Source organism: Pseudoduganella dura (assembly GCF_009727155.1).
Classification (GTDB): domain Bacteria; phylum Pseudomonadota; class Gammaproteobacteria; order Burkholderiales; family Burkholderiaceae_D; genus Rugamonas; species Rugamonas dura.
Map to the genome: position 1 here is coordinate 5,195,780 of NZ_WNWM01000002.1, position 12,822 is coordinate 5,208,601.

A 12,822-nucleotide genomic window follows, 5' to 3' on the forward strand; every position below is an offset into this window, starting at 1 on the left:
ACTATAAGACTTCATTCTATCAGGCCACGCTCACGTGGCTGCGGCCGCCTGCACCGGGCTGCACCAGGATCCGCGTGGCGATCCGCTCCGTCATTTCCTGCACGTGCGAGATGACGCCCACCTTGCGGCCCATGGCCTGCAGATTGTCCAGCGCATCCATCGCCACGCGCAGCGTCTCGGCATCGAGGCTGCCGAAGCCTTCGTCGATGAACAGCGATTCCACGCGGACGCGGTTCGACGACAGCGAAGCGAGCCCCAGCGCCAGCGCCAGCGACACCAGGAACGACTCGCCGCCGGACAGCGAATGCACCGAACGCAGGTCGTCGCCCATGTGCAGGTCGCGCACGAGCAGGCCCAGCGAAGGTTGCGACGGATTGTCGATGCGCAAGATCTGGTAGCGGGGCGCGAGCTGGCGCAGGTGCGCATTGGCATAGCCGAGCAGCACGTCCAGCGTGAACTGCTGGGCGTAATTGCGGAATTTCTTGCCGTCGGCCGAGCCGATCAGCTCGGCCAGCCGGGCCCAGCGGCGTTCGCTGCTTTCGTGCTTTTCCAGGTCGGCCAGCATCGCGCTGGCACGGCGGCGGCGCTCGTCGTCCTGCGCCAGCCTGACCTTCAGGCCGGAGAAATGTTCCTGGGCGGCGCGCCGCTCGGCCGCCAGCGCATCGAGGGATTCGCGCAACACCTGCGCACCGCCATCGGCGCCGGTCCACGCACCTTCATCCGCCCCGGCCGGCGCGCCTGCACGGTGCTGTGCCAGCTGCGCCTCGCGCTCGCGCAGCACGGCCTGGGCCTGGGCCACGGCGCCTTCCAGCGCCTGCAACGCCTGGCGCTCGGCGCGGATCGCTTCCAGCGGGTGCGCCAGCAGGGCCAGCAGCTCATCCACCGACGCCACGCCCACCGGTGCCGCGAACAGGTCCGGCTCGGCGTGCGCATGATGGAATGCGGCGAGCCATTCGGCCAGTTGCCGGTGGGCGGCCGCGGCCGTTTCTTCGAGTTCGGCGGCGCGGCGGCGGGCGTTCGCCAGCGCTTCATCGCACCGCGCGCGCTGCTGGGCCGCCTGCTGGCCCGCCTCCTGCTGCGCGCGCAACGCCGCGTGGGCCGCTTCGCACGCCGTGCGCAGGCGCGTTTCCACCTCGCCCGCGGGAGCACCGTTCCATAGCGCCTGGCGCTGGGTGCGCGCCGCCTGCAGCGCCTCGTCCGCCACCACGAAGGCGGCGCGCGCGGCCTGTTCGTCGGCGGCCACTTTCGCGTGCGCCGCCTGCAGCACCGCCAGTTCGATGTCCAGCGCGGCGATCTTCGCGGCACGTTCGCCCAGGTCGGCATGCTGCTTCTGCCACTGGCGGCTCTCGGCCTGCCGCAGCGCATGGAAGTGGCCCGGGTCCTGGCGCCAGTGATCCTTCCAGCCTTCGGCGCCGTCCGGGGCGTCGGCAAAGGCGGCATCCAGGTCGTCGAGCAGCGCATCGAGGTGATGGGCGGCGTCGATGTGCTGCGAGTGCAGTGCCTCGGCCTGCGCCTGGGCTTGCGCCAGCGCGGCGTTGCTGGCCGCGAGGCTCGCCTGGCAGCGCGCCTGTTCCGCGGCGGCGCGCTCGCAGGCACCCTGTGCGCGGTCGCGCACGGCGCCGGCACGGCGCAGCGCCTGCTCCTGCCGCGCCACGTCCTGCAGGTCCGCCGCAACCGCGGCGATACGCCCGGCCAGCCAGGCGGCACGCTCACCATCTGCCACGGCGCCATCGTCGCCGAGCGACGCTAGCGCGGCATTCCAGCGCTGGGCCAGCGCCGCCAGGGCCGGCTCGAGTGCTGCGAGTTCGTCGCGCACCTGGGCCAGCCCGCTTGCGCTCGACGCGGCCAGTGCGCGCTGCGTGGCCTCATGCCCGATCAGGCCATCCCGCGCCGCGCGCCAGCGCGCCACGTCGGCGCGAAGTTCGCCGAGCATGCCGCGCAACAGGTCGTTGCCGTGATATGGATGACCGGTCGATCCGCACACGGGGCAGGGCGCGCCGTCTTCCAGCGTGGCGCGCAGCTGCTCGACGCTTTCGCCGCAAGCCGCTTCGGCCAGCGCCAGCGAGCGCTCGGCCTGCGCCAGCGCCGCCTTGCCGGCGGCGAGGTCGATCGTTGCCGCGTCGGCCAGGACCTGGGCGCCGGCGCGCGCCGCTTCCAGCTGCGCGGCCTGCGCCAACAACCCGGCATGGCGCTCCCGCCGGGCCGCCAGGTCCAGCCACAGGCGTTCGCCCTCCTGCAGCGCGGCACGGCGTTCTTCCAGCGCCGTGCGCCGCGTGCCCAGCGCATCGGCATCGAAGGCCGCCAGTGCCTGCAAGGCCGCGGTGCGCTCCGCCTCCGCGGCGCGCAATGTTTCGGCCGCGCCGGCCAGGCCGGCCCGCGCGGCCGCTTCCTCGTCGCGGTGGCGCGCGGCACGGCGCTGCGCGTCGGCCAGCCTGGCGGCCAGCGCCCCTTGCCCGTTGGCGGCGCGGTTCGCCTGCGTGAACAGTTCTTCCCAGCGCGGCCACTGCTGGCCCAGCACGGCCCAGTGGCGGTGCCCCTCCAGCCACGTCTGGCCGTATTCCTGGGCGGCGATCAGGTTGCGCCGTTCGTTGCGCTTGTCCGACAGCACGGCCGCGGCCTGCGTCGCGGCCGCCACCGCGGCGTCGCGCGCCGTGCGCGCCTGGGCGTGCTGCGGCAGCATCGCCTCGATGCGCGCATCGAGCGCCTTGGCGCGGTCCAGTTGCGGGCCGGCGTCCCGGCGCGCCGCTTCGGCCGTTTCGACACCGCTCGCGGCCTGCTGCTGCGCCGCCGCCGCGGCAGCCTGGGCACGTTCCGCCGCCACGGCTTCTTCCTGGCAGCGGGCGATCGCGGCACGCGCCTGGGCCGATTCGGCCTGCACGCGCTGCACCGCGTCGTGCAGCGGACGCGCTTCCTGCACCGCGTCGAGCTTGTCGAGCGCGGCGCGGCGCGGCGCCGCCGCGGCCACCTCGGCGCTGCGGGCCTGGCCCGCCGCCGCGGCCTGGGCAACGCCGTCGGCCAGCCGCGCGGCCTGATCGTGCCAGCGCAGGTCGGTCTCGAGCGCCGCCTTCCGGACATCGATCGCGGCCAGCGCCAGCTCGGCTTCGCCCGCCTCCTGCTCCGTTTGCGCGCGCTCCTCGCCGGACAGCGGCTTCTGGTCGGCCAGCCGGGCGACCATCTGCTGCAGCGCCTGCGCTTCGAGCTTGTGCCGCTCGAACGCGCGGCGCGACAGGTCGCTGTAGACGGTGCTGCCGGTCAGCGTTTCCAGCAGCAGGCCGCGTTCGTCGTCCTGCGCCTTCAGGAAGGTGGCGAATTCGTTCTGCGCCAGCAGCACGGCGCGCGTGAACTGGTCGAAGTTCAGGCCGATGCGCGCCTCGATCTCCGCCTTGACTTCGGTCTTGGTGCCGCCGACCGGGTGCAGTTCGGGCAGCCGGTGCAAGGTCATCGCGGTCGGCTGCAACGCGCCCGTGGCCTTCGTGCGGGAGCGGCGCACGCTCCAGCGTGCGCGGTACGACACGCCGTCGCTGCCCGTGAAATCGACTTCCGCGTAACCTTCCGGCGTGCCGCGGCGCAGCAGCGTGCGCGAGTCGTCCGAGCCGATATGGTCGCCCACGTCCGGTGTCTTGCCGCGCGCATGGACCAGGCGCGGCGTGCGGTCGTACAGCGCCAGGCACAGCGCGTCGAGCAGCGTGCTCTTGCCGGCCCCGGTCGGGCCGCTGATCGCGAACAGGCCGCTCGACGCCAGCGGTTCGCTGCCGAAATCGACGGAAAATTCGTCCGCCAGCGAGGCCAGGTTGCGGCCGCCGATGCGCAGGATCCTCATCGTGCCGGGTCCGCCAGCAGCAGTTCGGCGAAGGCGGTCATCTGTTCGGCCGGGGCATCGTTGCCGAATTTCTGGCGGTACAGGCGGGCGAAAACGTCTTCCGGCTGCAGTTGCGCCAGCTGGTCCAGCGACACCGCGGCGTCTTCCAGCGAGGTGCCGCGGTTGCCGCTGCTGGTCTCGATCTTCGCCAGCCGCACATGCTTGCCTTCCAGCGCGGCCTCGATGCGGGCCCGCAGGCCGGGTTCCGGCGCGTCGAGGCGCACGCGCACTTCGAGGTAAGGCTGGGCATATGCGGGCGCCAGCGGAAAGTCGAGCGCCTCCAGTTCATCGAGCACCTGGGCCAGCGGGGCGGGACGGGTCGGCACGCGCAGCAGGTGCACGGCGCGCGGCACCGGGATCGGCACCGTGTCGCGCAGCGCCTGGCCGTCGAGGTCGATGCGCAGCACCTGGTGCTGGTAATGCACCTCGGAGAACGACAACGGCAGCGGGCTGCCGCAATAGCGGATGTGCGCATGGCGGCCGATCTGCTGCGCCAGGTGCAGGTGGCCGAGGGCCGCGTAGGCGATCGACGGGCCGAAGATCCCGGCCGGCAGCATCTCGGTGCCGCCGATGACGATGCGGCGTTCCGAGTCGGCCGACATCTGGCCGTCGACCATGTGGCAGTGCCCCATCGCGACGATGGCCTGGCCGGGCTGGCGCAGCGACTCGGCGTGCGCCAGCGCCAGCCGGTACAGTTCGGCGATGCCGGCCAGGTACGGATCGGCGCCGTTGTCGAGACGCGGGACGTCCGCCGGGCGCAGGAACGGCACCGCCAGGCACCATGCGGCCACGGCGCCGTCGTGGTTGGTCAGCGGGTGCACCAGGCGCGCCACGTCGATCGTGCCGTCGGCGGCGCGCTCCACGTTGCCGACCACGCGCGTGCCGAGTTCCTCGAGCAGCGGGCCCGGGGCGTCGATGCGGCCGGGCGAATCGTGGTTGCCGGCCACCAGCATGATGTCCAGCCCCGGCGCCGCCTGTTTCGCCTGGCGCAGGAAGCGGTACAGCTGGCGCTGCGAAGCGGCCGAAGGATTGGCGTTGTCGAACACGTCGCCGGCGATCAGCAGCGCGTCGGCCTGTTCGGCGACGATGATTTCCAGCAGCCAGTCGAGAAAGCACTGGTGCTCGTAATGCCGGTCGAAATTGTGGAGCGACTGGCCCAGGTGCCAGTCCGAGGTGTGCAGCAGGCGCATGAAGTTACCGGAGGACGCAGGGGGCTGAATGGAGCGCAACAGTTTAACGCATCCCGGCGCAGGCCGGGCAGCCCCGATGGATCGGTCGCGCCGGGCCGGTCCCGTTCAGCGCCGGGCGCCGTTGCCCCGGTTGGCGCCGCGCCGCCGCGCGGTGAATGCAACCAGGCCCAGCCCGGCGGCGAACATCGCATAGCTGGCCGGCTCCGGCACGGCCAGCGCCAGCTGGTAATCGAAGCTCGCGGCGCGGCCGACGCCGACGCCCAGCTGGCTCAGGCTGCCATCCGGTGCCACGTCCCAGTTGTAGATCGAAAAGCCTTTCGTCAGCGGGTCGGCGTAATACGCAATGGCAGGCGTGAGCACCGAATTGATGGGGAAATGATCGGTGTCAAGGAATGCATATTGCTGGATCGAGGCATAGTCGCCATACGTGGCCGGATCGAAACTCACGTTCTGGTAGAAACGCTTCGTGGTCTGGCCGCTGCCGTCGGTATCGACCAGGATCTGCGAACTGACCAGCCCTGTCGTTTGCATGGTGTAGAGCTGGTTGTCGACCTTCAGCGACACCGTCAGGGCCGCGTCGCTGGCCTGCATCCAGAAGTTGTCCGTGCTGGCGACCACGTTGGCGCTGTCGAACACGCTGGTCACGGTCAGCTCGTACGCACCGGTGCCGCTGAGGTTGCCTTGTGAAAAGAAGCCCGGCAACTGGAAATTGGCGGCAGTGCCCTGGGTGCTGGTGGTGATCGTGTAGGTACCGGCGGCGGCCGTGGCGCAGGCCAGCGCGGCAAGCAGGCCGGCTGCGACCCGCAGCATGGCCACGTCGCGGCGCGGCGGTAGCGAAGAGAAAGCAAGGCGTGTATTCATGGTCGGGTTCCAGAAAGTCGGGCCGCGCGCGGCAGGTGTCCGAAGTGTACGAGGATGACCACCCGGGCGGCGCACTGTAGCGTGCCGTGCCGTCAGGCGGCATCCGGCTGCTGGCCGCCCAGCGTGCCGCCCGTGCGGAACGTGTTGCGCCCGGCCTGCTTGGCTTCGTACAGCAGCGTGTCGGCGCGCGCCAGCAGCTCGGCCGGCGCCAGGTCGCCACTGCGGTAAAAGGCGACACCGATGCTGGTCGAGATGCCGACCCGCACGCCGTCCAGGTCGAACGCCGCGGCCATCGCCGCCACCAGCTTGGCGGCGGCGCGTTCCGCGTCCTCGCAGCGGAGCAGGCGCTCGAGGATGATCGTGAACTCGTCGCCGCCCAGCCGCGCCACCGTATCGCTTTCCCGCAACGCATGCGTCAGGCGGCCGGCGAATGCCTTCAGCAGCGCGTCGCCGACCGCATGGCCATGCGTGTCGTTGACCGGTTTGAAACGGTCGATGTCCATGTACATCACGGCCATCAGCGTGCCGTGCTCGCGGCTGTACTGCATCGCGGCGTCGAGGCGCTTCGTGAAACCGGCCCGGTTCATGAGGCCCGTCAGCGCATCGATCGTGGACAGGCGGAGCAGGTGCTGCTTTTCGCGGCGCTGCGCGGTGACATCGGTGCGTACCACGTGGAAGCCGGTGACGTGTTCGCCGGCTTCGTCGCGCTGCGGGATATAGCGCACCTCGAAGCTGCGCCCGGTGCCCTCCGGCGGCGGCGCCTCGTCTTCCTCGAACGACACCGTTTCGCCGGCGAGCGCGCGGCAGACCCACGGCTGCACCCGCATGTAGCGTTCCTCGCCGATGATCTCGCGTGCCGACCGGCCGATCGCCTGCACGCCCATGCGCGTGAATTCGCGTTCGTACACCAGGTTCTGGAATCGGTAGACCTCGTCGCGGTCCACGTAGGCGATCATCGCCGGCATCATGTCGGCGAGCGTGCGCAGGCGCGCTTCCTTTTCACGCAGTGCCGCCATCGCCTGGCGGCTTGCCAGCTCGGCCTGCTTGCGGGCCGTGATGTCGCGGGTGGTGACCGCCACGCCGTCGTCGATGGCCACGACCTGGTGCTGCAGCCAGCGCGGCGGCCCGGTACGGGTGGCGAATTCCTCTTCCAGCGGCTGGCCGGTCTCGAGCACGCTGCGGTATCTGTCGAGCAGGCCCTCGTCGCGCCACGCGGGCGCCAGCTGGCCGATGCGCCGGCCCAGCAGCCCGGCGCGGGGATGGCCCAGCATCGCGGCACCCGGCTCGTTGATGTCGACCAGGATGAAGTCGCCGCCGCACGCCTCGCGGCAGGCTTTCAGCAGGAACAGCGCGTCCAGGCTGGCGTCGATGGCAGCGTGCAGCTGCCGCTGCGCCGCGCGCGCCGCCCGGGTGCTGTTGCGCAGGCGGCGCGCGTGGCGCTGCAGCAGCCCCACGAAGGCCAGTACCACGATCGAAGCCACGGTCGCCACGCTCACGTACATGGTGCGGCGCCGCTCGAAGCGGGCCAGCGCGTGCGCCTTGCTGTGGCCCACGACGGCCATCAGCGCGAAGCGCGGCATGTCGCGGAAGGCGTAGATGCGCGCGATACCGTCGACCGGACGGCGCGGCAGCGCTTCTTCGGCGCCGGCGGCGGCGCCGGTGCCCGCAGCAGCGCCGCCCTGCACTGCGGCGAACGCCAGCGTGTCGTCGCTGAACACCCGGTCGTCGACGCGGCTGGCGGCCAGGCCCGTGTCGCGGCTCAACAGGCCGACATAGCCCCCCGGGCCCGGCTCCAGCCGGTCGTAGTCGTCGATGAACAGCGCCGGATCGACATGCATCACGATGGCGCCGGCAAAGTGCCCGGCGCCGTCGTCGAGGCGACGGGCGACGCGGATGCGCCATCCCTTCGTTGCCGGGTCCACGAGGGGATTGGAGAAGTGCGCCATGTCGCCGGCCGAACCGGCCAGCGCGCGAAACCAGCCTTCGTCGCCCGCACGCGGCGCGAACGTGCCGTGCAGGCTGTCGGCCAGCCTGCCGTCGGGACCGTACAGCGCGACCGGCAGCGCCAGGCGGACCGGCAGCAGCAAGGTCAACGGACCGTTGCGGCGCGTGAACTCCGGCAGGCGCAGCGCGCCATCCGTTTCCTCGAACTTCAGCTTGAACAGCTGCGTGGCATGGTCGGCCTGGCGCAGCAGGAAGCCGGCATTCTCGGCCAGCGTGCGCGCCTGCGCGTGGCTGCGCAATACCGCTTCATGGCGTGCCGTGGCCCGCTCCTGGCGCACCTGCCAGTACACCGCCGACCACATCGCCGCCAGCAGCACGGCCGCGAAAGCGGGCAGCAGCAGCACCCGGTACAACCTGCGCAGCGCGCTCGTCCTGTCCTTCTCCGTCACTGGCTCCCCGCTGGTGGTCGATGCAGTCCGTATGGAAGTGCGTCCCGGTATTCTGCCCGGAATCGTCCGGGCCGGCAGGAACGGTGCGCTGCGGTGGCGGAGTTATACTTCCACCGGGGGCTCACCCGTTACGATGAAAGCTCAGAATTGACAGAACCGACACCTAGGTTGCTATGCGGAATTTTATTGCCCGCAGTCCCCGAGGTACCCGCGTGAATACAGTCCATGCGCTGTTGCCGCCGGCGCCCGAGCGCATCGTGGGTGCCGATGGAGCACCGGTGCTGGGCCGGCATGCCGGCATCCTGCGCGGCTGCGACTGGGAGCGGCTGGCGCCGCCCCATGCGCGCAATGCGCTGTGGCGCCGGCTGCATCACAAGCGCTGGCATTACGCGGCGCTGTCCGCGGAGCGGATGTTCTGCGCGGTCGCCGTCGTCGACCTGGGCTGGATGACCACCTGTTTCGCCTGGGCGTTCGAGCGCGACGACGGCGACATGCTGGCCAATTTCTCGCAGGACGGCTGGCCCGGGCGGCTGTCGGCCACGCTGGCGCGCGATGCGCGCGGCAACAGCACCTTCTCGCGCCGCGGCGTGTTCATCGACCTGGGGCCGGCCGGGCTGTCGCTGCGCAGCCCGTGGCTGGAAATCGATGCCTGCTTCGGCACCGCGCCGGCACCGTCGCTGGTCGCATGCGGCCTCGTCCAGGGCGGCGCCGTGCACGCTACGCAGAAGACGGGCGGCCTCGCGCTGGAAGGCGAGGTGCGCACGTGGCGCGGCGAATATCCGCTGCACGGCGGCACCGCCAGCATCGACTATTCGAACGGCTTGCTGGCGCGACGCACCGCATGGCGCTGGGCCTCCGGGCATGACGCGGAACTGGGCTTCAACCTGCAGGCCGGCTATTTCGGCGCCAACGAGAACGCGCTCTGGCTCGATGGCGGCCTGTTCCCGCTGGCGCCGGCGCGCTTCATCCACAATGCGGACGATCCGCTCGAGCCATGGCGCGTTTTCACCGAGGACGACTGCCTCGACCTGGTCTTCACGCCGCTCGCGGCGCGCCGGGAAGCGCGCGACCTGCGCATTGCCGCCAGCCGCTACGTGCAGCCGTTCGGCACCTTTTCGGGCTGGGTGCGCAGCACGCCGGATGCGCCGAAGCGGATGGTCACGCGGCTGGCCGGGGTGACCGAACAGCACTTCGCGCGCTGGTGACCGCATGAGCATCCGCCACCTGGACCGCCTGTTCGAACCGCGCTCGGTGGCGATAATAGGAGCTTCGCAGCGGCCGGGGCGGATCGGCACCACGGTGCTCGACAACATGGCCGCCAGCGGTTTCGCCGGCGCGCTGTGGCCCGTCAACCCCAAATACGACACGCTGCTCGGCATCGCCTGCCATGCCAGGGTGGCGGCGCTGCCGGCGGCGCCGGACCTTGCCGTGATCTGCACGCCGCCCGACTCGGTGCCCGGCCTGGTGGCCGAACTGGGCGCGCGCGGCACCCGCGCGGCGATCGTGCTGACGGCGCTGTCTCCCGGCCAGCGCGCCGCGATGCTGAAAGCGGCGCGGCCGCACCTGCTGCGCATCCTCGGGCCCGGCGGCATCGGCCTGATCGGCCCGGCCGCCGGCGTCAACGCCAGCGTCGCGCACGCGGGCGCGCGGCCGGGGCGCACCGCCTTCGTGTCGCAGTCCGGCATGCTGATGACGGCCGTTCTGGACTGGGCGCGGCAGCACCAGATCGGTTTTTCGCGCGTGGTATCGGTGGGCGAGGGCGGCGATGTCGACGTGGCCGATCTGCTCGACTGGCTGGCCGGCGATGCCGATACCCAGGCCATCGTGCTGCACATCGAAAGCGTCGCCGACGCGCGCAAGTTCATGTCGGCGGCGCGCATCGCGGCGCGCGGCAAGCCGGTCGTGGTGCTGAAGTCGGGCCGGGGCGGCGAGCGCGACGACCGCGTGGTGGATGCGGCGATCCGGCGGGCCGGCATGCTGCGTGTGTATTCGTCGGCCGACCTGTTCGACGCGGTGCAGACCGTGGCGCGCGCCCGGCCGCTGCCTGGCGAGCGCCTGGCCGTCGTCAGCAATACCGCCAGCCTGGGATTGCTGGCGACGGACGCGCTGGCGTGGACCGGCGGCCGGCTGGCGCCGCTGTCGCCGGCCACGCTGCGCGCGCTGAAGCCCCTGGCGGCGGAAGGCGTGCCGGCCGCCAACCCGCTCGATATCGGCACCCGGGCCGATACCGCGCGCCACGTGGCCGCGGTGCGTGCGCTGCTCGACGAGCCGCAGGCCGATGCGCTGTTGCTGGTGCACGTGCCCACGCCGGCGGCCGGCAGCACCGAGGTGGCGCGCTCGCTGGTGCCGGCGGTGCGCGGTGCGCGCCAGATCGTGCTGTCGTGCTGGCTGGGCGGCGACGAGGTGGCCGAGGCGCGCGGCGTGTTCGCCGATGCCGGGCTGGCCACCTACGACACGCCGGAAAAGGCGGTGCGCGCGTTCCGCCAGATGGTGCAGTACCGGCGCAACCAGGCATTGCTGATCGAAGTGCCGCCCGGCGTGCCGGCCGTACGCGAACGCGAGCGCGCCACGGCGCGGCGCATCGTGGGCGCCGCGCGGCAGGCGGGCCGCGACACGCTGGACGACGCCGAGTGCCGCACCGTGCTGGCGGCTTATGGATTGCGGTATGACTTGCCGGACGGCGCGGGGGCAGGCGCGCCGGCGTGGATGCAGCCGGCCGCCGGCCGGGACGCGCCGCCGCTGCGCATCGGCATGCATGTCGACCCGGTCTTCGGCCCGGCGCTGGAGTTCGGCATGGGCGGCGCCGCCGGCAGCGTGGCGCGCGACTGTGCCGCCGGGCTGCCGCCGCTGAACATGGTGCTGGCGCGCGACATCGTGGCGCGCACCCGCGCCGGCAACGCGCTGGCCGCGACGGACGGCGCATGCCGTGCGCTGGTGCAGGTGGCGGAACTGGTGACCGACCTGCCGGAGGTGGCGGCGCTTGAGCTCGACCCGATGCAGATGGTGCAGGCCGGGCCGGCGGCGCCGCGCGATGGCGCGGAACCGCTCCCGGACACGCTGGCCGCGCTGCGCGCCCGCATCGTGCTCGGCCCGCCGCGGCCCGAGTCGGCGCTGGCGATCCGCCCGTATCCGCAGGCGCTCGCGGAAATTATCGACTGGCAGGGCGCGCAGCTGACGCTGCGCCCGATCCGGCCTGAGGATGCGCCGGCCCATGTGCGCTTCTTCGCCGCGCTCGACCCGGAAGACGTGCGGCTGCGTTTCTTTTCCGCGCTGCGCGAATTGCCGCCGGCCCAGCTGGCACGGCTCACGCAGATCGACTACGACCGCGCGATGGCCTTCATCGCTACCCGGACCGGGCCGGACGGCACGGCGGAAACGCTGGGCGTGGTGCGGGCCGTGGCCGATCCGGACAATCGCAGCGCCGAATTCGCCGTGGTGGTGCGCTCGGACCTGAAGGGGCTGGGGCTGGGAGCGATCCTGTTCGGCAAGCTGGTCGATTATTTCCGCACCCGGGGCACCGGCTGCCTGACCGGCGATGCGTTTGCGGAAAATGTTGGAGTCCAGAAACTTGTCCGTCGGTTCAACGGCACCGTCCAATCCGGCGACGAGGCGGGCACCGTACGATTGACGGTGCCATTGCATGGGAAATCATCTTAGCGCGATCGGAATGTCGGTAGCCAACCTTGCGCTGTGTCAAAGTGTCCATGTCGCTGTTATTTACACTCTGAATCTCTGTTATGAGCCAGGAGCTAGAATGTTAACGGCCACTTATACTCTGGTTGCGATGTCGGTGGAACAGTCGAGTGTTCGACTGAGCCTGCTTTCATTCCAGAAATATGTGCAATCGACGCTGACCCGTCAGCAGAGTCTGACGCTGTCGCAGCTTGAATACGCGTGCGAAACGCTGGAACACCTGTACCAGGCCTGCAGCTGGCGCAAGGTGGAGCTGTACCTGATCCCGGCCCTGCGCCAGGCCACCCAGCGCGCCGACCAGCTGCTCGAGGAACTGTCGCGCCTGAACGCGCTCGCGCTCGACGTGGTGCGGCGGTTGAAGGAAGGCCGCCGGGCCGGCCTGCGTAGTGAAGCAAATGATAGGGCCAGCGAAAGCGCCGATGAAGGCGCTGCGCATGGCAACGGCCACGTGGCGGCCTTTTGCGACGCGGTCGACAGCTTTTGCGGCGCCTTGCTGCAACGGCTCGAAAAGGAAGAGAAGGAATTGTTCGCGATCGCCCGCAGCGCGATCTGCGGCGATGCGTGGTTTGCCATAGCCAACAAGCTGCTGGCGCACGATGCCCAGGTGGCCGAGGCGCGCCGCAGCGGCGTCGAGGATGCCGCCGTGATCTCGCTCGTGCCCCGGCTGGCGCCGCCGGCCGAACCGGTCGCCGATATCGATATCCACATGCCGGCGGTACGGTCGGCCAGGGCGGCCCGGGCCCGCGCGGCGGCACGCAGCGCATCTGTCGACTGAGCTGCCGACTGAGCGGCCGACCGAGCGGCGGCCGGGTCGCGGCTGCCGGCC

The 12,822-nt window shown here is 71.2% G+C and carries 7 protein-coding genes; 3 read left to right on the forward strand and 4 right to left on the reverse strand.

What is annotated here, in order from left to right; translation table 11 throughout:
* Positions 1-19: 19 nt before the first annotated feature.
* The 4 genes from GJV26_RS22840 to GJV26_RS22855 form a co-directional block, all read right to left on the reverse strand.
* Entirely contained in the window at positions 20-3,820 is a 3,801-nt protein-coding gene (locus tag GJV26_RS22840) for an AAA family ATPase (RefSeq protein ID WP_155710988.1), read from the reverse strand.
* Positions 3,817-5,049 (reverse strand): exonuclease SbcCD subunit D C-terminal domain-containing protein, encoded by a 1,233-nt coding sequence (locus GJV26_RS22845; protein WP_155710989.1) that lies wholly within the window; start codon positions 5,047-5,049, stop codon positions 3,817-3,819. The genes GJV26_RS22840 and GJV26_RS22845 overlap by 4 nt, the downstream gene beginning before the upstream one ends.
* 105 nt (positions 5,050-5,154) lie before the next feature.
* Entirely contained in the window at positions 5,155-5,910 is a 756-nt protein-coding gene (locus GJV26_RS30315) for a PEP-CTERM sorting domain-containing protein (RefSeq protein ID WP_229419401.1), read from the reverse strand.
* 92 nt (positions 5,911-6,002) lie between these two features.
* A complete protein-coding gene (locus tag GJV26_RS22855) occupies positions 6,003-8,303 on the reverse strand; it encodes a sensor domain-containing diguanylate cyclase (protein ID WP_229428012.1) in 2,301 nt (766 codons plus the stop codon).
* 212 nt (positions 8,304-8,515) lie between these two features.
* Here GJV26_RS22855 and GJV26_RS22860 point away from each other — a divergent pair, with 212 nt between their 5' ends.
* The 3 genes from GJV26_RS22860 (at position 8,516) to GJV26_RS22870 (ending at position 12,771) form a co-directional block, all read left to right on the forward strand.
* Entirely contained in the window at positions 8,516-9,508 is a 993-nt protein-coding gene (locus GJV26_RS22860) for a DUF2804 domain-containing protein (RefSeq protein WP_229428011.1), read from the forward strand.
* Positions 9,509-9,512: 4 nt separating this feature from the next.
* Positions 9,513-11,960: a bifunctional acetate--CoA ligase family protein/GNAT family N-acetyltransferase gene (locus GJV26_RS22865; RefSeq protein WP_155710991.1), complete on the forward strand. Its 2,448-nt coding sequence runs from the start codon at positions 9,513-9,515 to the stop codon at positions 11,958-11,960.
* A 181-nt stretch (positions 11,961-12,141) separates the two neighbouring features.
* Positions 12,142-12,771 carry a hypothetical protein gene (locus GJV26_RS22870; RefSeq protein WP_155710992.1) on the forward strand — a complete coding sequence of 210 codons (630 nt, stop codon included), beginning with the start codon at positions 12,142-12,144 and terminating at the stop codon, positions 12,769-12,771.
* Positions 12,772-12,822: the final 51 nt, after the last annotated feature.